Source organism: Psychrobacter sp. H8-1, assembly GCF_904846575.1.
Lineage (GTDB): Bacteria > Pseudomonadota > Gammaproteobacteria > Pseudomonadales > Moraxellaceae > Psychrobacter > Psychrobacter fulvigenes.
Genome location: NZ_CAJHBG010000001.1, coordinates 1,588,980 through 1,609,896 on the forward strand (window position 1 = coordinate 1,588,980; position 20,917 = coordinate 1,609,896).

At 43.5% G+C, this 20,917-nt stretch carries 10 protein-coding genes and 2 pseudogenes; 7 read left to right on the forward strand and 5 right to left on the reverse strand.

Annotation, left to right across the window (positions count from 1 at the left end; genetic code table 11):
* Window positions 1-15 precede the first annotated feature (15 nt).
* Window positions 16-768 (forward strand): hypothetical protein, encoded by a 753-nt coding sequence (locus JMY01_RS06490; protein WP_201574804.1) that lies wholly within the window; start codon window positions 16-18, stop codon window positions 766-768.
* Window positions 769-834: 66 nt separating this feature from the next.
* On the opposite strand, the gene JMY01_RS06495 is transcribed toward JMY01_RS06490, so the two are convergent.
* Together JMY01_RS06495 and JMY01_RS06500 are read right to left on the reverse strand one after the other, a co-directional pair.
* Window positions 835-11,559, reverse strand: a complete 10,725-nt coding sequence (locus JMY01_RS06495; RefSeq protein WP_201574805.1) for a Calx-beta domain-containing protein — start codon at window positions 11,557-11,559, stop codon at window positions 835-837.
* Between the two features lie 96 nt (window positions 11,560-11,655).
* Window positions 11,656-12,630, reverse strand: coding sequence for an OmpA family protein (locus JMY01_RS06500; protein ID WP_201574806.1), 975 nt, complete (start codon window positions 12,628-12,630; stop codon window positions 11,656-11,658).
* A 577-nt stretch (window positions 12,631-13,207) separates the two neighbouring features.
* Here JMY01_RS06500 and JMY01_RS06505 point away from each other — a divergent pair.
* Window positions 13,208-13,699 (forward strand): M48 family metallopeptidase, encoded by a 492-nt coding sequence (locus tag JMY01_RS06505; RefSeq protein WP_201574807.1) that lies wholly within the window; start codon window positions 13,208-13,210, stop codon window positions 13,697-13,699.
* A 38-nt stretch (window positions 13,700-13,737) separates the two neighbouring features.
* On the opposite strand, the gene JMY01_RS06510 is transcribed toward JMY01_RS06505, so the two are convergent.
* Window positions 13,738-14,337, reverse strand: a complete 600-nt coding sequence (locus JMY01_RS06510; protein ID WP_201574808.1) for a cyclopropane-fatty-acyl-phospholipid synthase family protein — start codon at window positions 14,335-14,337, stop codon at window positions 13,738-13,740.
* Window positions 14,338-14,425: 88 nt separating this feature from the next.
* Between JMY01_RS06510 and JMY01_RS06515 the strand changes: the two are divergent.
* From JMY01_RS06515 to JMY01_RS06525, 3 genes and pseudogenes are all read left to right on the forward strand, one after another.
* Window positions 14,426-15,127: pseudogene (locus JMY01_RS06515) on the forward strand (IS1 family transposase).
* Between the two features lie 32 nt (window positions 15,128-15,159).
* Window positions 15,160-16,430 (forward strand): annotated as a pseudogene (locus JMY01_RS06520) (IS256 family transposase).
* Window positions 16,431-16,954: 524 nt separating this feature from the next.
* A complete protein-coding gene (locus JMY01_RS06525) occupies window positions 16,955-17,284 on the forward strand; it encodes a hypothetical protein (RefSeq protein ID WP_201574809.1) in 330 nt (109 codons plus the stop codon).
* Window positions 17,285-17,316: 32 nt separating this feature from the next.
* Here JMY01_RS06525 and JMY01_RS06530 read toward each other — a convergent pair whose 3' ends face one another.
* A complete protein-coding gene (locus tag JMY01_RS06530; RefSeq protein ID WP_265089850.1) occupies window positions 17,317-17,934 on the reverse strand; it encodes a bifunctional 2-polyprenyl-6-hydroxyphenol methylase/3-demethylubiquinol 3-O-methyltransferase UbiG in 618 nt (205 codons plus the stop codon).
* Between the two features lie 220 nt (window positions 17,935-18,154).
* Here JMY01_RS06530 and JMY01_RS06535 point away from each other — a divergent pair, with 220 nt between their 5' ends.
* Together JMY01_RS06535 and JMY01_RS06540 are read left to right on the forward strand one after the other, a co-directional pair.
* Entirely contained in the window at window positions 18,155-19,567 is a 1,413-nt protein-coding gene (locus JMY01_RS06535) for an aspartate ammonia-lyase (RefSeq protein WP_201574810.1), read from the forward strand.
* A gap of 255 nt (window positions 19,568-19,822) precedes the next feature.
* A complete protein-coding gene (locus JMY01_RS06540; protein ID WP_265089851.1) occupies window positions 19,823-20,374 on the forward strand; it encodes a peroxiredoxin in 552 nt (183 codons plus the stop codon).
* Between the two features lie 228 nt (window positions 20,375-20,602).
* Here the strand turns inward: JMY01_RS06540 and JMY01_RS06545 are convergent, their stop codons facing one another.
* Window positions 20,603-20,905, reverse strand: coding sequence for a NifB/NifX family molybdenum-iron cluster-binding protein (locus JMY01_RS06545; protein WP_201574811.1), 303 nt, complete (start codon window positions 20,903-20,905; stop codon window positions 20,603-20,605).
* Between the last annotated feature and the right edge of the window lie 12 nt (window positions 20,906-20,917).

Below are 20,917 nucleotides of genomic sequence, written 5' to 3' on the forward strand. Positions count from 1 at the left end.
CATATGGATTACTCTATGCCTCACCCTTCAGCGCCTACGCCAACGAGCAAACCAAAAGATCAGCCAACCCTAACCATCGTATTGGCTCTATTACTGCATGTTTTGCTGGCAATCGTTGTCTATTTTACCGTATTCGACCACAAAAAAACGTCTGAATCGCAAGCCTTAATAAATAAAAACCAGCCTATTACCAGCAAACCTATGATAGCAGAAGACACTAAAATCACAATTGATCAAATAGCGGTTGATCAGGTCACAGTTGATGATACAGAGGTTTTTACCGCTAAAGTGAGCGCAAATACAGAACCTACCGCATCAGCAGCCCACGTATCAAACAACAATACTGCGACCCAAAACCATAAACCGCAAGAGCATACACCACCCCAAAAGCCCACTTCGTCACAAGAGCCGTCTGTTATAGAGACAAGCCGCAGGGCCTCTTTGAGCAAGGATAGCGATGACAATGATGATCTTTCAGTGACGACTATCAATAACAGAGCTGTCAATGGTGAGCAACAAAATCTGTCTGGATATCGACTGCAGCAAACCCAAGAAACTCAGCAGCTAAATGCAGATATTGATAAAGACAGCGAACAACTCTCCAAGCTGATTAATGAGGTCAAGCAACGCAATCAACAGCAAATCGATGCGCGACATGCCAACCAGCCTATAGAGCCGCCTATACTTGCCAGCCCCGCTGATGAGATGATGACGCCTGACTATCCCATCACGCCTATCACTTCACTAGATGAATCAGCGAACAACTAGATAGGTAACAAAAAAGCCATCACAGGTATGGCTTTTTGGATATTGCTATTGCTGATATGTTTTGCGTTATATCACTGTGGTAGTGATATCAGTGTCAATCATCACATTATAACTGCCATTCGTATCACTAAAGCTGTAAACCTCATAAGTGTTACCGTTTTGGGTAGTGGTTGTATTGGTATTTGTCCAATCATTACCAGACAGCTCCACATTATCAGCATTATCGCCATTGATAAATAACTCATTGTTACTATCAGTCATAGCGATGACATCACTGGTACTAAGGTTGGTCAATGACTGTGAACCATTACCTATCATATCAATCACTTCCATGTTATCAATCACGCTACTATCAAAGCTACTAAAGTCGATAGTCGTACCAGCGGTATTGATCAGCAAGGTATCGATGCCGTCGCCACCATCCATCAGTAGGTTATCAGCAGAGAACACCAACTTATCGTTACCAGCACCGCCTATCAGCGTATTAGCACCTGTACCGCCATCAAGGAAGTCATTACCACTGCCACCGATTAAGGTGTCATCACCTGCGCCGCCTTTATAATTCACAGGTACGGACTGTCCTGAGGCATCAAAGATATCATCTTCAGGTGTGCCTCCAAAGGTTTTGGTAAAGACAATATCTACAGATACCTTTTCGGTCACTTCAGTTGATACACTATCAGCCATACCTGTAGCTTTATCGGTAGTACTAAGCGCAAAGTCCAGATCGCCTTTTAACGGTATGGAAGACTGAATTTGTAAATCATTGATTTGCTCAGGAGTAATACCCGTTATGGTATAGCTGTTAGCGACATCATCCCACACGGCAGTCAACATTTCACCTGTACTCTTCACTCTAAGGCGTAAGACATCATCGGTTAAGCTAACACCATTATCAGTGACAACTATATTAACGGTCTCACTACCATCCGTATCTTGCATAATTGCGTTTAGATTCAGCGTGGTCCACTTACCCTGACTACCAAGAATAGTAGAAGGATTAGCAGCTACCCCATCAGCGACTGGTTTGACCTCAAGATCAATCTCTAGCGGATCACTAATCATCCCGCTGTCATTGACCACTTTCATCTCGATACCAGACACGATACCACTGACGTTTTCCGGTGGCATGATGAATATATTTGACGTTTCGCCAGTATTAATATCACCCAGTTTGGAGGCGTCAATAGACCATGAGTTATTACCGCCAGAATTACCATTGTTACTTGCCAAGACGGGATCGCCATTAGTATCGGTATAGTAGACCAGATAACCATTAGGGATATTGTCTAAGGTGATGGCAGTAGCGGCATCGGTATCGTCTTTATCGATAGTCGCAATCTTATAGTCAATAGCAATCATAGTATCTTCATTACCGCTAGCAGTAGTGGTTGATTGATCACTATTATCAGTAATACTTAGATTGTCTGGCTGCGACTCGACTGTGACGTCATAACTGTGCTTGTAAGTCTTTGTACCACTGTCATGTCCGCTGATATTATGACTCTCTTTATGAGCGGCATATATATCAACCGTTGCCGTGCCGTCTTCATTTTCGGCAGGTTCATAAAAAATAGGCGTGCCGACATCTACGATATAATAATCACCAGCTGGAATATCAGCAACGTCACCATCTGCCAATGTTACAAGCGTCAAGTCGTTACCATTGTCATCCGTTAGTTTTCCGCTAGTGCCATTATCAGTCGTTAGACCAGACTCATCCAGCTGCAGATATAGCTTATTATTAATAATCTCAACATTATTACCGTCAGCCGTGTTGGTTAAGTCGATCTCAATTTCTACTTTGGTGTCCTCATCCGTATCAACTGTCGTGGTTTTACCATCATTGTCTATCGGATCCGTAACTGGCTTGATCTCAACCTTGACGTCGTTAACCTGCACTCGTTCCTCGCCACCATCTTTATCTAACGCAGTAAAGTTGGTATTAAAGGTAAGATCTTGGCTACCGTCTGTGACGTTGGTACTAAAATCTTTCGGCGGAGTCACTGTCACTGCATCAAGAGCATCTTCTGGACTGAGGCTACTTGCATCATCCACACTGATGATCCATTTACCGCCAATCTGCTGCACGCTTATGGCTGGATTGGTGATAGATACTTTAGTCCCTGCTGGTAGGTCAGTCAATGAGAAAGCATAAGATCTGACCGTGTTAGCGGTCGCAGGATTTAGAGTCGCATCTAGTATATCGCCAAGAGTAAAACCAGTATCCTCTACCTGTGCTGGTATTTCTGCCTTGCTAGTAAAGCTATCTATTAAGTCCGGCTTGACAGGTGTAACACCACCATCTGTCCTCTCTATTGCGATCTCAAAGCTCTCGGTTACACGCGCTTCGCTACCGTCACTACCTTGACCATTGATATCCTGCGTAATACCCGTCACTGTAATATTAAGAGAACCTTCAGGTATATTGACTGTGCTGTCGTTACGCTCAAGCACTAGCTCATAAGTCGCTGCAGTGTCGGTAATAGCTGGATCATTAGGGACATCAACGTACCAAATACCATCTGACAGGATACCACCTACTACATTTAGACCATCAGGAACATCAGTGACCTCTAGGCGAGTAAAGCTCTCTGAGCCGTCTTGGTCATCTGACGATAGTGAGACGGTGACAGAAGCAGTATTATCTGCACCACTATTATTAATAGTGCCATCTGTTACATTCAAGCTCATGTTTGGTGCATCAGTGACCGCTTGGAAGGTCACATTAACAGTAGCACTACCTGAAGTGGACTCATTAATCTCTGAATTATCAGTCAATTTAGCGGTGTCAGTATAAGTATAGCCAAAGTCTATGCTGACATTATCATCGCTATGGCGTTTATCGTCATCGTACATAATCTCGATTGTCTGATCGGGCGTAAATGTCAAAGTTGGTGGTGGATTAGTTGTTAAGTCTACTTCAATACCGTCAACACGTAATATGACGTTTTTAGCCATTAGATCAGTTGCTGATAGCGTGATACTCTCAAGCACTTCTTGACCTTCAGTTAAACCGCCTTGATCTGTGGTTGTAAATGCTGACTCAAAATCAATTGTCGCCCACAAATCTTCAGTGGCAACGACTTGAGGATTGCTCATCGTGCCATCAGCAGCATCAGGGGTCACTAGAATAGAAACGTCTTTGGTATCATGAGTCACACTGTCACCAGATTTGGTCTCGGTCGTGGTACCCGTGATGGTAAAGTTAATTTCACCAGCGAAGTTATCTGGTGTCTTTAATTGTGCGGTATTATTCTGTAGCGCCTCTAGGGTCACTGACCATACTCGATCAGAACCACTGCTACCTAAGAAAGTGACCCCTGCACCAGTTAAGTTAAAACTAGCAGGTAAGTCTTCGACCCGATAGACCACCTGCTCAGCAGCTGGGCTGTCACCATCATATGCCTCAATATCCGCAACACTAGCAAATACGCTGGATAAGGCAATCTGATGGTTTCCTGTACTGTCTAGCGTTGCCTCGTTAGTTACGTAAGTGAAGTTACTATTATTAGTATCTATCGCTAGCTCATCGCCAACAATCAGATCGGCTTTGCCAATGACTTTAACTGGCAGTGTCAATGCTGGATTGTTTGGAGTACCTGCTGGAAAGAAAGCCGATTCGTCTCCATCATTTTCGATACTTTTTGCTTGAACCTTGAGAGGCACAGTGCCACTAAAGTTCTCGGGTGGGACGAAATACAAGTCTGGCGCACTATCTACAGTATAGCCTGATATGATGGCCGTATATGTATTTGGTTCAGCATTAGGGCTGGTATCTAGCGTTAAGGCAGCTGGGTTTGAGCCAACGTATAATATTGCCCCATCTGGAATATTGCTAATCCGAACCTCATAAGTTTCAGAGTAATCATTATCACGCGAGCTTGGGCGGATATCGAGCGGGATACCAAGAGCAGGATCAATCGTTGCTGGTATTGAACCATCACGATTGTTACCACCAATAATGGCTTGATCTTCATCACCATAAGCAGGATCGACTGCTAAGGTTACAGGATCTGCCACGCCTTTGACTTTAAAGGTTAAGAAACTTTCGCCACTGATGGCTGTATCTGTTGCGCCACCATCTTCGTCAACATCGACGGTTTTTGCTTGGACTTTGATGGTTGTTTTTGCAGTTGATTCACCTGACAATGATGTCGCCGTATAGTCGCTATAGTCTTGCGGTGGGGTTACGGTGACGGTGTCTAGGTACTCCATAGGAATCTCAACGCCTTCACCGTTGTCGGTTAGGCTCACTAGACCATTGCCGTCATTATAAGTAAATACTGCCCCTTCAACCGATTGAAAACCCTTTGTATCATTATAACCAAAAGCCATAATAGCGAAAGTGTCTTCGGAGGTGTCTTGGTTTTCCCAATAACCTTTTAGGTCAAACCCATCGGTATTAAGATCAAAAGCAGTATCTTCTTTTGCGTTAGTCGTATAAGTTTTATCTGGATTAATAGTTAGGTCAGGTGTACCATCGCCGTCACTGTCTACTACGTCACCATTATCGTCAACAACTTTTTCAGCGACTGGGGTGACGACTACCTTTTGCGTTAAATCTTGACTACCTGTTGCTGGTAGACCAATACCACCATCATCATCGGGATCTACCGTAGTTACTGTGAAGGTAAAATCAGCATCTTTTGATGAGTGTGCAGGCGGTGTAATAGAATGATTTGCTAAAAATCCATCTAAGTCATTATTATCAGCCTCCGTAACAGCGATAGTGACTTTCCCATCTGGCTCTACTGAACCAGCACCCGAATAAGTCCAGCCTTCAGGCAAAACAAACTGTATCGTTGTAATGGTTTCTGGTAATAGACCGTTATCATCTTTATCATCCTGCACGGTAAAGCCAAAGCTATCAAGGGTGACTGGCGTATCTTCTTTGGTTTCAACACCTGCATTATCAAGCTCGACTTGACCAGCAACTGGGGTGACGGTGAGATCTACTTTTACTGTCCCGATAAGCTCAACAGTTGCACCTCTTTGATTACCAGTTGTGTTTGGATCAAGATCAGAGTCAGGATCATGATCTTGGGTATAAAGTGATACTTCGATATCACTCATATCTAGTGAGTCAAACTCTCCAGTCTGAATAGTGATTTTTGGCTGTGAGTCACCATTAACCACGATTTTAGTCTCTGTAGGCTTGCCATTAGTATCGAGAGCATCAATACCGATCAATACCTGACCACTACCATCAGCAATGATTGGAGGAAGCGGCTCAGTACTACCAGCAGGTGTAAAGTTAATAATGGCCCCAGGGACTAGACCTGTAATCACAAAGCCATAAGTCTCAGCATCGCCTTTAGCGGCACTACCTACTAAATCACCAAAGGTAGTAGTTATTGGTAACTCAACAGATTCACCTTCTTTAAGAGTTACGGTTAAAGTATCCCCAACAACTTCACTTTGATCATAACCAAACGAGCTAGCATCATCACCACTTTGGTTTTTATCATTACTATCAGTCACGGCTTGAACATCGACCTTGATAGTGGTTGTAGATGTCGCTCCTGCAACAGCTGTGCCACCTGTGTTAACAAGACTGCCATTGGCGTCAACCCGCGCAATATCACCGCTTTCATTAACTTCATATTCCGTCACTGACATATTTATATTAAAGTTAGTGGCATCATTTTTAGGCGGTGTGAGTGTCATTGCCTCAAAATCAGCTTTTGACATAGTAGCGGTAGCAGTGCCTGCGCTATTAATAGTAGGCACATCATCAAGCTTAATTGTAATATTAGCGCCAGTTGATGTTATAGTTTTGTCCACGCCATTGAGCTTATAATTCAACGTTGTGCCCGCACGGACACCACTTAAAGTAATTAAACCAATGCGTTCAGGGTTATCGGTATTGTTACCTGTACCATCAAGGTCTATCGCGTCTTTGATAATAGGTGCTTTGAGACCTAATGCTTTGGTATTATCTTCGTCTATAAATACTGTTTTATTAGGTGCAAGTATAGGCTTGTCAGATACTGGCTTGACAGTAATTGTTAAGGTCTGACTATCTGTTTCACGAGTAGCACCAGTAACACCATTTGAGACGTTCGCAGTGATGACAGGTAGCGTACCACTATAGTCACTGGTCGCTTTATACTCGTAAGTTCCGTCACTATTGAACTTTACGGTACCAACTGTATTGCCGTTGATGACAACATTTTGAGCGGTATTGTTTGTATTGACAGGATCTACAGCAATAGCGGTTCCACCACCAATCTGGAAGCTTTCTACCGTTAGCTGCTCGCCTACATCTGGGTCATCAGTATCATTTGCATCAAAGATAGTGGCTAGCTTGCCACTTTTAGTTGTCGTTCCGTTTTCATTGATGGTAATCGTATTATCAGCCAACGCAATACCACCATCATTTGTACCAGTGATAGTGACTTCAACGTAGCGGATTTCACTGGTGCTGATTTCGTTACCGTTAGCAGCAGTATCCACTCCTTTATTATCATTCACTTGTACCGCGTAGCGGATGGTGATGGTTTCGCCTTCTGGGAGGAAGTCAATATCAGTATCTTTTGCTTCAATCTCCCAAACTCCATTATTATTGGTCGCTTGAGTTATTGAGAAAATATCTTCTAATGCTTCTTCTTGCTTAGTAGTGAGAGACTTTAAAGTGGAATTACCTTGATCAAAGATATATTGGTTTTCATCTTTGATATAGCCCAGTGTCAGCGTATCACTGACATCAATATCACTAAAAGCAATAATGCCACTTTGAGTAATCACTGAGTCATCTGTTTGCTCGACGAAAGATATATTCGCAATATTGCCATTACTATCAGCAGTGATGGTTGGTTGATCATTAGTGCCGGTGATAGTAATGGTAAGCTTGGCAGTATCAGTACTACCATCAGCGTCGGTTATGGTGTATTCAAATGTCTCCTCTCGCCTCTCACGCACTGCTAAAAATTCTACAGCGCTGTTATCAATGTCATAAGTATAACTGCCGTCAGCTTCTAGAGTTAATTCACCAAAATTACCTTGAATACTGCTACCAATGCTACCTGAGACACTACCAAATTCCACTGCCGTTACCGTAGTTGCATCTGCACCTAAATCGTCAGCTTGATCAGGAGCAGTACCCGTCATTACGTTGCCAGTTGCTGTAATTTTGCCAGATGCCTGATCTACATCTATATTTTCAGTAACACTGTTTTTATCATCATTAGCTGTTGGTGCGGTGTCGTTGATTTCAATATCTAAGATGTCATTGATGGTATCGCCAATGGTGTTGGTTAATACCACGTCAAACTGATCGAATACAGCACCAGCGCTATGATCCTCTGCATTACCATTTTCGGTATATTCGTAGGTGAGAATACCTGTTTGTGAATCATAGTTAGTAATGACTAGCGTGCCCGCACTACCGTTAATAGTGATAGGATTGCCAGAGGTTGCTAGAGTGACATCTTGACCGTTGACGGTTAACGCTGTAACGCTCTGTGGATCGGTAATATCAAAGCTACCTGAAACAGTATCACCAGTCGCTTCGGTAACGCTGTTGTCATTTACGGTTAGTGTCGGTGCGGTATCGTTGTCGATAATCGTGCCGGTGCCACTATCATTACCAATGGTCAGCTCAGTAGTTTCATCGTTCTCAAGGATGTTGTCATTCAAGGTCGGGTAGCTGACGGTAAAGTCCGTGACTCCTGCAGGGACGGTAATAGTGCCCGCAACTGCATCATACACGATGTTTGGATTACTAAAGACGGGATTGTTGAGGTAGTCATTACCAGTACCTTCGGTGGCAGGGTTGCTACCACTTGGGGTTAAACTAAACTCATAAGTGACGTCCGCCTGCGTTGTCTCACCATTAACGGTGACTTGATGCACTAAGTCGCCGCCTTCGGTGACGCTTGCATCGCCAACGCTGACGGTCGGTTTGTCGCCTTCTTGCGGGGTGCCGTCTACAGCGTCTTCATCTAATATCGTACCGGTGGCAACAGTGCTGTCTATATCCGCATTATCAGCGGCGGTGATCTCAAAGCTCAGCTGCTCGCTGTCCTCATAGATGGCATCATCAATCACGGTGACGGTAATCACAGGCGCGACCTTGCTGCCTGCAGGCACTTTCACTTGCAAAGTGCTGGTGCCATCAAGTAGCGCTTGGATGGCGGCGCTATCGGTAATGGTCACAGGGTTGCCAGTGGCATCAATGTAGCCAATAGAGGCAATGTCCGCCGCTTCCACGTCGCTGCTACCCGTCGCCACTTGTACGCTGACAACGGTGGCAAGGTTACTCTCGTTGTTTTGTTTGACAGTGTAGCTTAAGGTGTTGTCCACCCCTTCTATGGCGGTGTCTTTGCTCGCCTCTATACTAACCGTTGGACGGTCGCCCTCTAAGATGGTACCCGTCGCACTGTCCGTGCCAATAATGGCGTTCTGTGCATTACTGATGCTCATGCCCAAGCTTTCTGATTGCTCGTAGATGTCGTCATTTTCAGGGGTAATACTAAAGAATGGCATGTCAGCTAGGGCGGTGCCTGCTGGAATAGTCACATTAACCCCAACTATGGCGTCAGCGACGCTGATGCTTTGAGTGCTGCCATCGCTATTGGTTAAGACTATCGTATCAATGTCCGCAGCTAGCGCGCCGCCGATGCCGCCTGGTAGGTCAAGTTTGACGGTGACCGTGCTGTCTTTATCAGTTAAGCCCGTTTGCGATACGGTAAAGACGATAGCGTCTCCAACCCCTTCTATCGCTTGAGGAGTAGTCGCTGCAATGCTCACTACAGGAATCGCATCCCCAGCATCGATAATAGTACCGGTGCCACTGTCATTACCAATGGTCAGCGTGGTGGTTTCATCGTTCTCAAGGATGTTGTCATTGAGTGTCGGGTAGCTGACGGTAAAGTCAGTGACCCTAGCAGGGACGGTAATAGTGCCATCACCATTATTGATGACGCCATTACTAAATACTGGTGCATTGGTGTAGTCACTACCCGCTGTGGCAGGATCAGTGCTGCCATCTGTGAGACTAAAGTCATAGGTGACATCGGCCTGGGTGTCGCCATTCACCGTGACTTGATGCACTAAGTCGCCGCCTTCGGTCGCTGTGGCATCGCCAACAGTGACCGTCGGTTTGTCACCCTCAGTATTGGCGCTTGGATTATTTGGATCATCAGATTCATCTAAGATGGTGCCCGTGGCACTGTTTTTGGTGGGATCAGTATTCACGGTGGCATTAGTCGCACCCGTGATATCCAGTACTAAATCCTCTGAACGCTCATAAATAGCGTCATCTGTCACGGTAATGGTGATGACTGGGACTTTGGTTTGACCCGCTGCAATCTTGACGCTTGCGCCATCGTCTAGGAAGCCTTGGATCTGAGGTTGGGTACCTAATGTCACTACAATACCGTCTGAATTAGTGTAACTAATAGAAGCAATATCTGCCGCTTCGATAGTACTATTTACTGTATTCATCTTAACGTCGACAATAGTGTCAAAGTTACTCAGGTTATCTTGCGAGACATCAAAGATAAGCAAGTTATCGACACCTTCAATGGCAGTGTCTTTAGTGGCAGTAATAGATACCACTGGGGTGTCATCTCCTAGCGTAGGATCGTTAGGATCGACAGGGGTTGTGCCATCGGTGGTGCCATCATCATAGATGGTGGTGTTGACGCTGTCATCAGGGCCTATCGTTGCCGTACCTGAAGTGATATCCGTCACGGTAACGGTAAAGTCCTCGGGGCCTTCAAACAGATTGTCATCCACAATCGGAACGCTGATACCAACCGTCGTTTGACCCGCTGGGATAGTCACAAGCTGGGTGACAGGCGCGGTATAGTCCGCTGACCCTTCGGTGCTGCCATCACTAATGGTGACTTCAATCACCGTATCTTCCGTACTTGGTTTGCTGATGCTGATGGTATAAGTCGCTTCATTGGCACTGCCATCTGCGGCGGTTTCATTCAAGCTTGTGGTACCACTAATGCTGACTAATGCTGGATAATCGACTGTAATGGTTGCTTCGTTAGACTTTAAACCCGTTTTATCAGATACTACATAATCAACTGGCGTTGGGTCATTAGTGAAACCTGCCTCTGGGGTAAAGGTGACTGTACCAGTAGTACTATCTACTTCCCAAGTACCTTCGCCATCTACCACTAAACTGGTGACTTCATCGCCCGTAACAGGGTCGATCAGCTTAACACTTGTTGGGTCTAGATCGTTTTCAGGATCCTTATCATTTGCCACCACATCAATGATGACAGGCTGACCCGTTTCGCCTTCTGCCGTATCGTCTTTGGCAACTGGTGCCTGATTAACAGGTGGAGTGATTGACGAGTTATTATTACTACTGCTAGCCGCAACGATACCTACTGCTCCCAGACCAGCTGCGGCAGGTATCCACCAAGGTATGGCAGCAACTGCTACATATTCCTGACCTCCTAAAGCTTGACCCTCAATATCACCTATCTCTAATTGAGTTACATAGTCGTAGGTCTCACCAGTATCTGGAATATAATAATAGTACTCGCCATCTTCAGCAATACCAAGCAATGCACTGTCTGCGCTATCGTAGAAGCCTTCTATAATAAGATCACTTTCTTCACCGTCTTCTTCAAATGAGATATGTAAATCATTTTTAAGGCGCTTAGTGATAATATGGTTGGGTGCACGACCTATAGCAGTATCATGAAACTCGTAATTCACTTTATCCATAGCGGTGATGATTGTAGGCTTACCATCTTTAGTCACTACTTGTACTTGGTCTACGGTCTGAGTGGCATCATTAGTCTTCACGATAATAGTATTCATATTCTTGTTTATACCTTCTATTTTTTTAAGTCAAATAATACAGATTGAGATATGTTCATATTAGGCAGCTTTATTTGCCAAAAGTTAATACAATTATTAGTTGCCCGAACGCTCTTCAACCACAGCGACAACTCGACGATTGAGTTGTCGACCTTCTACGGTATCATTGCTTGCTCTGGGCTGTGACTCTCCATAACCGATCGCACTTAGACGCTCAACACTAACCCCAAATTGAGAGATTAATACCTGTTTTACCGCATCTACTCGGCGTTGTGATAAGGCTTGGTTATAATCATCCTTACCGCGACTGTCCGTATGCCCTTCAATAGTTACAACCGTATTAGGGTACTGCTTCATAAACTCTGCTAGTTCGGCTATTTTTGCATAATACTCTGGGCGCATAATGGCTTTATCAGTTTCGAACAGTACTTCAAGATCAATAGTCACTTTCTCAGCCAAGACTGGTGTTTGTGTCTCTACCATTGGAGGGGGAGTTATAGGTTGTATAGTTGCTATAGATGGTGGGCAATTATTGGGAATGACGCGGCTGATTTGATGGCTTTGATAACGCTTTTGCGACAGTAATGGCAAGGCATTTTGGGAGGTAATCTGTTCTAATGTGCTTTGTCCTTTTTCGTTCATATTGATATGAAAAAAGTAGGTTTGCCCGCCGGTTAATGCATAGTCTTCTTTGTCTGCCAATAAATTATTATTCTTAAAACCTGTGGCATGGGCACTCAACTGATTGATACCAGCACAGGACTCAACCATCGTATAGTTGCCTGCATGCAAACTGACTTGAAACCGATTGTTTACCGCGATATTGGCACTGGTTTGCTCAGAGTAGTCATCATTTTCTCGAATAAACACCAAGCGGGCTTTGTCACTAGCCACTTCTTTTTTTAATACTTCGTTGATATCCGTATCGGCTTGGTTGTGCCACATCACACCATCAACACGACGAGTGTCCCCTTCATTATCGATACCACCAATCATAGCGTAAGAGGACATAGCAAATAAAACAAAAGGCAAGGCAACTGCAGCAATAGTGTTTTTAAATCCCTTTCTCATAACTAACCTCTAAATAATCGCTTATAAAATTGATCGTTAATAAATATATCTGGCAAGTTTCGTGCCATTTTTTATAAAAAATACAATAATTCTTGTTTGCTGAGTACTCAGTACTAATAAAGATATTTATATATTAAAGTTTAAAGTCCATTGAATATAGCGCCGAAGAATCAGTATGTTAAATCTCAATGGCTTTTGTTATTTGAATTATCTCTGTAAGCTGCTAACAGTAACACCTTTCAGGCCATTTATTATATAGAGTATGTGTTTACCTAAAAGACCTTAAGAGGCAACTTAGCTCGGAAAGTAACAAGATAAAATGATTTTGACCCGAAATATCACAAACAAATCATGACACAATACATTTCTATAATGTATAGATAGTGTAAAAATGTCATAGAGAATAAAAACGAGAACTTAGCATGATTACTAGAGCGCCTCGGTAACCGCCAAAATGACAGCAAATTATATAGGAAACCAGATGTACAGCGCTTAGAAAGCACATACCTATTTATCAGAGCGAGTTACAAACTATTTATTCGAACTATTCAATGCAAGTCTTAGAAGGATACAGCAGATGACTACTCTAAAATACATCGCTCATTACCCTGAGCACATTCACAGCCAAGTAGCAATGCTCATTAGCAATGGTCAACTGGGGAGTTATCTTAAAGAGAAGTATCCTAGCCAGCACCAAATACAAAGTGACAAAGCCCTATATCAATACGTAAATGATCTAAAAAATCAATATATGCGTAAAAGCGGACCTCTGACTCAAGTCAGTTATAACAGCAAGCTCAAAGTACTTAGACATGCCTTGGGCACCCATACCTTTCAATCTCGAGTACAGGGCAGCAAACTTAAGTCCCATAACAGCATCGCAGTCGCGAGCTTATTTAAAGAGGCTCCAGCTGAGTTTTTGCGCATGATTGTCGTGCATGAACTGGCACACTTCAAAGAGCATGAGCATAACAAAGCTTTCTATCAGCTATGCTGTCATATGGAGCCCGACTATCATCAGCTTGAGCTGGATACTCGCTTGTGGCTGCACTGGCGTGAACTGTCGTAAGCAAAAGCTTGCTGCTTGTTGTTTCTGCAAGGTACCGTTTAGTTTTTACGACCGACAAACTGCACAACTGCACTAGGCCCATTATGCATCTTACCTTCCGAAATATTTCGCTGAACTTCATCACCCTTGACTTCTTCAAGATCAGAAAGCTCTGCTCGCAACTTCTCTAACGACATAAACATCTCTTTTTGAGAGGCAGGCGGCCCACCAACTCCTTCCATCTCAAGCTGCTGCTCAGTATAAGCCTCAAGAATCATGACGCCACCTGGTCTTAATGCAGGTGCTACCTGTGCATGCACGTGCTGGCGCACTGCTTCTGGCATATGCGCTGAGATAGAAACAATACCGTCCCATTGCGCCTCACCCAATGCATAATCAGCCAAGTCTGTCACATGAGTAATGATCGCAACGCCTTTATCACAGGCCAATTTTAGCGCTTTATTGAGGCCGACTTCCGATCGGTCAATGGCTGTAACCTTATAACCTTGCTCCGCTAAAAATACCGCGTTTCTGCCCTCTCCTTCTGCCAGACACAGGACATACCCGCCTGCAGGTATCTTTTGGAACTGCTCTCTCAAAAAATCATTGGGTGCTGTGCCATAGACATACTCTGCATTACTATAACGCTGATCCCACATTTCATTTTCCTTTTTGGTGGTGTTCTAAAAAGTATGCTGAGGGAATAAAGGAGGGTGACAGCCGAAGCAAGATGATATATTTGAGGTTATGAAGACACAAATACAGATCAATTGCCCCGACTGTCACAGTCTTAGTCTAAAGAAAAATGGTATAAAAAGCTATGGTAAGCAGAACTATCAATGTAAGGACTGTAAACGCCAATTTATTGGCGATCATGATAACCTATAACGGCTGTCACTCTAGAATAGAAGACATCATACGACTGATGACTGTCCGAGGTTGTGGTGTTAGAGACATAGCAGTTATAGCCAAGGTTAGTATTGGAAAAGTGCTTAGCACCATAGGCTCATCCATTTACAAGATTGTACCTAGAAGCGCTACTATGAACGCTTAGAGGTTGATGAGTTCTGGACTTACGTATATCGCAAGAAACGTAAAGTGTGGCTCATCTACGCTTATGACCGTGCTACTAATGAGATTGTCGCTTATGTCTGGGGCAAACGTGACCTAAAAACGGCTAAGAAGTTAAGAGCACGTTTAAAGCAGCTTACAGTCAGCTATGGCTCTATCAGTATGGACAACTGGGACAGTTTTATAACCGCCTTTAAAAGTGATAACAAACGAATTGGTAAACAGCATACGATAGGGATTGAAGGCAATAACTGTCGTCTTAGACACCGATTGCGTCGGCCGGTTAGAAAGACTTGTTGCTTCTCAAAAAAGCTTGATAATCACTTTAAAGTATTCGATCTGGTGTTCTTTTATGGGAGTTTCCTAAAAACTGTGTAACTGCTTATAATCCACTAACCGGAGAATAAGCAATGACTACTCAATCTGACATCAAGAAACTGGCCGAGAAAATGGCTGGTAGCATGAAAAGCTTCGATGACATCAAAGACTTCCAAAAGCAGCTCATGCAGTCGTTTATCGATACTGCCTTAGAGGCTGAGATGGAAGACCATCTTGGCTACCCCAAGCATGAAAAGGCGGATAAACCTAATAAGCGTAACGGGTACACTAAAAAGACCGTCCGCAGTGACACAGGCGATCTTGAAATCTCCACCCCAAGAGACCGTCATGGTGACTTTGAACCTGAGCGAGGAAATAGCGAAGACTGCTTTCGCCCGAGCGCAAGACAAGAGCTGTGCTCGCGTGGGTGCGCAAGCATCAAACCCGTATCTCAGGTCTCGATGATAAAATCATATTCCTTTACGCCAAGGGTCAAACCACCACTGAGATCGTAGAGAGCATTAAAGAGCTCTACGATGTCGACATCTCAAGCTCTCTTGTCTCAAGAGTCACCGATAACATATTAGAGGACATCACCGCTTGGCAGAACCGGCCGCTGAGCAGTGTTTATCCTATCGTCTATCTAGACTGCATCGTCGTGAAGATACGTCAAGACAAGCAGATCATCAACAAGGCTATTTATCTGGCGCTAGGCGTGGGGCTTGATGGTAAAAAAGAGCTGCTTGGTATGTGGCTCTCAGAGAATGAAGGCGCTAAGTTCTGGCTGGGTGTTCTCACTGAACTACAAAACCGCGGCGTACAAGACATCTTAATCGCTTGTGTTGACGGTCTAAAGGGCTTCCCTGATGCCATCAATACCGTTTATCCCAAAGCCAAGGTTCAGCTGTGTATCGTGCACATGGTGCGCTATTCAATGAAGTTTGTGCCGTGGACGGATAAAAAGGCCGTAGCGGCTGATTTAAAGGCCATATACGGCGCTGATACGCTTGAGATAGCAGAGGCCAATCTCGAGCACTTTGATGAGGTGTGGGGCGAAAGTTATCCGCATGTGGTCAAGTCTTGGCGCAATAACTGGGAGGGCTTAACGGTGTTCTTTAATTATCCTAAAGACATTAGAAAAGCGATTTATACTACTAATGCGATAGAGTCGCTAAACAGTGTGATTCGGACGGCAGTGAATAAGCGTAAGGTGTTCCCATCTGATCAGGCAGCATTTAAAGTGGTGTACTTAGCCACCCAGCAGGCGTCTAAAAAGTGGTCGATGCCAATCCGTAACTGGACGTCTGCTTTAAATCGCTTTATGATTATGTTTGATGACCGTATCAGCAGGCATTTAATCTAAATGGCAGTTACACAGAATCTGGGATGGGCTCTCTTTTATATCAATTATGGCTACGTCTGATGCCAGCATACTTTTTAGAACACCACCTCCTTTTTTAATTAACAATTAATAGTATTTCACACTTTTAGTTAGCTCATATTGCTCACTCACAAGTCAAGCTTTCTCAAAATAACCTTTCTATCGAAATTTACCGAAAACTGCAATTAAAGCCAAACTTAAGTCTCGTAAATAACGACAATTTAGTCTGTTTATAATCTGCAAGTACCAGTTGCCTACTTCAACCTCTAGTAATGATGCTCAAAAATAGATTTAGATGACTTTTATAAGCCATTTATTATCAACAACCATTATAAATTAGCGGATTTGTTGTTTTAGAAATATATACCAGTTCTCATCTATCATCTCATTAACAGAAAATAGTTGACTATTTACCTATATATTCATATTATAGAATATATAACTTACCTACTCATCTAGACCAGTCCCACGACATTATTAACAAGCAATATATTAGGAGGTCTATTATGCTACGTTTAAACTACACACTCAAATGTTGGGCACTAAGCACCATATTTTTTACCTTGTTTTATTTTGGTGTACTGACGAATGACCCTAGTTTGACTAAGCATACCTACCTGCTGGCTTTGAGCACTTTGTTATTCCCTATTGCGAAGCGAGTGGTTGATGTCGTTGGCGAATATCTGATTCCCGATATTGATATGTTTAATAACTTACTCTCAGCAATCATAATTAATATATTGATTTGGTTCTTCACGTCTTTTATTGCTCTATTAGCGTTGTTATCATTCTTATTTTATAGCGTCTATACGCTCAAAAACTCGCTTAGCAATTGATAACGGCAAATACTTTTAGCCAATCACATGCGTTATTTTTTACGACCAATAAACTGCACCACGGCGCTGACTCCCTGATGGCGCTTACCTTCTGATATCATACGTGATGTCTCAACACCCATGACCTCTTCAAGCTCTGACAGCTCTAATCGCAAACTCTCTAACGACCCAAAGCGTTCTCTTTGCGTCGCAGGTGGCCCGCCAACAGCATCCATTGTGAGCTGCTGCTCGGTATAAGCCTCAACGATGAATGCGCCGTTTGGTTTTAAGGCAGGCGCAATCTGAGCATGGACATGCTGGCGAACCGCTTCAGGCATATGCGCCCAAATGGAAACGATGCCATCCCATTGCTCCTTCCCAAACTGATAGTCAGCCAAGTCCGCTACTTGCGTGGTGATTTCAACGCCTCTTTCACTGGCAAGCTTTAAAGCTTTGTTTAAGCCCACATCAGATAAATCCATGGCTGTCACTTGATAGCCTTGCTCAGCCAAAAACACTGCGTTTCTACCCTCGCCTTCTGCCAAACACAACACGCGCCCGCCTGCAGGTATTATGACGAACTCTTGTTTTAAAAAGTCATTAGGCTCTGTACCAAAGACATACTCGGCTTCGCTATAGCGTTCGTTCCACATTATGTTTTCCTTATTCATGATTGAGACCATCTTAACTCAATTATTTAATTCAGTTATTTAATTATGCATCATACAATAATTATTCATTATTAATAGCAACTCAAAAAGCTTATACCATAATGTTGGCTGGATTGACTTACTCGGGCATGTGGTCAATCTAATCTTACAAACTGCCATTTTTTATAAAAATGATAAGATATGCACATTTCAACTAGGGCTTTTTATTGAAGGAATTTTAATGACTACTGCTACTCGCCAAGAATATGACCTACTCGGCCATCGTGATGTTCCCGCTGATGCTTACTACGGCATTCAAACGCTACGTGCTTTTGAAAACTTCACCGTCAGTGGTGTACGTTTGAATCAATTCTCTACCTTTATTCGTGCTTTTGCCACTGTCAAAAAAGCCGCTGCCATTGCTAATAATAAAGTAGGTGTGCTAAATGACACCGTCAAAGACGCTATCGTTGCAGCGTGTGACGACTTAATCGCTGACAAATATCACGACCAGTTCATTGTCGATATGTTCCAAGGCGGCGCAGGTACTTCAACCAATATGAACGTTAACGAGGTCATTGCCAACCGAGCGTTAGAAATTTTAGGCTATGAAAAAGGCCAATATCAGCATGTGCATCCAAACAACCATGTCAACCTCTCGCAGTCAACCAATGACGCCTACCCAACTGCCTTAAATGTGGCGCTAGATGACTACTGCACGCGCTTGCTAGATAAAATGGCAATGTTGCATCAAAGTTTGGTAAATAAAAGCATAGAGTTCGCTGATCATTTAAAGATGGGTCGTACGCACTTGCAAGACGCAGTACCTATGACAGCAGGTCAGGAGTTTAATGCCTTTGCGACGATGATAAAAAAAGAGATGCAGCGTATCGAATCTAGTCGTGCGCTATTTCACGAAATCAATATGGGCGGTACAGCTATTGGCACTGGTTTGAACGCTCCAGCTGGATATTCTGAGCTGTGTGCTGAGACTTTGACAGAGCTGACTGGCAGACCCTACTACATCGCTGAGGATTTGATTGAATCGACGCAAGATACCAGTGCTTATGTTGCTTTGTCTGGTAATGTGCGTCTGTTCGCGGCTCGTTTGTCTAAAATCGCTCATGATTTACGCTTGCAGTCTTCTGGCCCTCGCGCAGGGTTAGCACAATATCGTCTACCAGAAATGCAGCCTGGCAGCTCAATCATGCCTGGTAAAGTAAATCCTGTGATTCCAGAAGTGGTCAACCAAGCTTGCTTTCATGTGATGGGTATTGATAGCGCTATCGTCATGGCCTCAGAAAATGGTCAGCTACAGCTTAACGTCTTTGAGCCAGTGATTGCCTTTAACTTGTTTACTGGTATGAGCATGATGGCCAATATTTGTGAGATGTTTGCCACCCGCTGTATCGATGGGCTGATGATGAATAATGATATGTGTAGTGTGCAAGTATTTAACAATATCGGTCTGGTCACTGCGCTGAACCCGCATCTTGGTTATGATTCGTCTACTTATGTGGCGAGAAAAGCACAAGAAACAGGCGGCAGTGTTTATGACATCGTCTTAGAAGAAAAACTAATGGATAAAGAGACCTTAGACAATCTGCTGTCTCCTGCCAATATGGTATATCCAAAGGCTAAATTAGCGCCTTAATGGATTTTTGATAAAGAAAAGGCTGGGTTAGCAATTGCTAATCCAGCCTTTTCTTTGGGCGTCTACTGGCACTTACTGGACAATTATAATACTCGCTTTATTAACCATTCATTATCTCATGCAAATAAATAGCTTTCCTTGAGTTGATTTATAAAACCAATCGTAAGCATATATTTTATTATATTTTAAAACATAATATAAAATAGTATATTTAAATTATCAAATCAAGCGATGTAACCCACCAAGGAGATCAACATGAGTAATGATATCAACAATCAAGTACAAGAAGTGATTCAATTCCCACAGCTTAATCGTCCAGCACCAGATTTTGATGCTCTAACGACAGATGGCCAAAAAACCCTAGCGGATTATAAAGGTAAATGGTTGGTTCTGTTCTCACACCCAGCTGACTTCACGCCAGTATGTACCACCGAGTTTATGGCTTTCGCTAACAAAGCAGATAATTTCCGTGCCAAAGGCGCTGAGTTATTAGGCCTATCCATTGACAGCGTACATTCGCACATTGCGTGGATGCGTAATATCAAGGAGAATTTTGGGGTAGAAATTACTTTCCCAATCATCGCAGACTTATCCATGCAAGTGGCCAAATCTTACGGTATGGTGCAGCCAGGTGCGAGTGACACTTCTGCAGTACGTGCTACCTTTATCATCGACCCAGAAGGTGTGCTACGTGCAATGGTCTACTATCCAATGAGTAATGGTCGTTCCGTCGATGAGTTCTTGCGCCTACTAGATGCACTACAGACCAGCGATGAGAACCAAGTGGCAACACCAGAGAACTGGTAGAAAGGTGAGCCTGTGATCGTTCCACCACCCAAGACGGCAGCTGAAGCAGAAGCTCGTAAAGCTGAAGGCTACGACTACACGGATTGGTACTTCAGTAAAAAAACGCTTTAATTGGCTTGAAGCAAGTTTGTTAAGATAAACTTTGATTGGCCTCGCTAGTTGCTAGCGGGGCTTTTTTTTGGCTACGGATAATTGATATACGAGATACTATTATTAAAATATTAAGGTTTAATTTAAATGATTAGCCAACCAATCCTCAACCAAAACCATTTCTGTTATCTCACAATCAATATTTACAGACAGCAAGCGTCTTTTCATACCATCACCCATGCCACTGGTGATAAACTTATCAATGCCTTGCAACTCGTCAGGCATCTGACCACTGGCACGAATACTCGCCTCTTTTGGCAGTTCAATCAGCTCTTTGGATACTAGTTCATTATCAACAATATCGAACAACCAGAACTTGCGGCATTTGCCTGCGTGGGCGGTGATGTGTTTTTTATTTTGTGAAGTAATAGCAATTTTCATATTATGGTTTTC

Excerpts from the sequence above, each read along its gene's own strand:
- JMY01_RS06540 (WP_265089851.1), top strand. The coding sequence starts at position 19,823 with ATGAGTAATGATATCAACAATCAAGTACAAGAAGTGATTCAATTCCCA.
- JMY01_RS06490 (WP_201574804.1), top strand. The coding sequence starts at position 16 with ATGCCTCACCCTTCAGCGCCTACGCCAACGAGCAAACCAAAAGATCAG.
- JMY01_RS06500 (WP_201574806.1), bottom strand. The coding sequence starts at position 12,630 with ATGAGAAAGGGATTTAAAAACACTATTGCTGCAGTTGCCTTGCCTTTT.
- JMY01_RS06495 (WP_201574805.1), bottom strand. The coding sequence starts at position 11,559 with ATGAATACTATTATCGTGAAGACTAATGATGCCACTCAGACCGTAGAC.
- JMY01_RS06535 (WP_201574810.1), top strand. The coding sequence starts at position 18,155 with ATGACTACTGCTACTCGCCAAGAATATGACCTACTCGGCCATCGTGAT.
- JMY01_RS06525 (WP_201574809.1), top strand. The coding sequence starts at position 16,955 with ATGCTACGTTTAAACTACACACTCAAATGTTGGGCACTAAGCACCATA.
- JMY01_RS06510 (WP_201574808.1), bottom strand. The coding sequence starts at position 14,337 with ATGTGGGATCAGCGTTATAGTAATGCAGAGTATGTCTATGGCACAGCA.
- JMY01_RS06505 (WP_201574807.1), top strand. The coding sequence starts at position 13,208 with ATGACTACTCTAAAATACATCGCTCATTACCCTGAGCACATTCACAGC.
- JMY01_RS06530 (WP_265089850.1), bottom strand. The coding sequence starts at position 17,934 with ATGAATAAGGAAAACATAATGTGGAACGAACGCTATAGCGAAGCCGAG.
- JMY01_RS06545 (WP_201574811.1), bottom strand. The coding sequence starts at position 20,905 with ATGAAAATTGCTATTACTTCACAAAATAAAAAACACATCACCGCCCAC.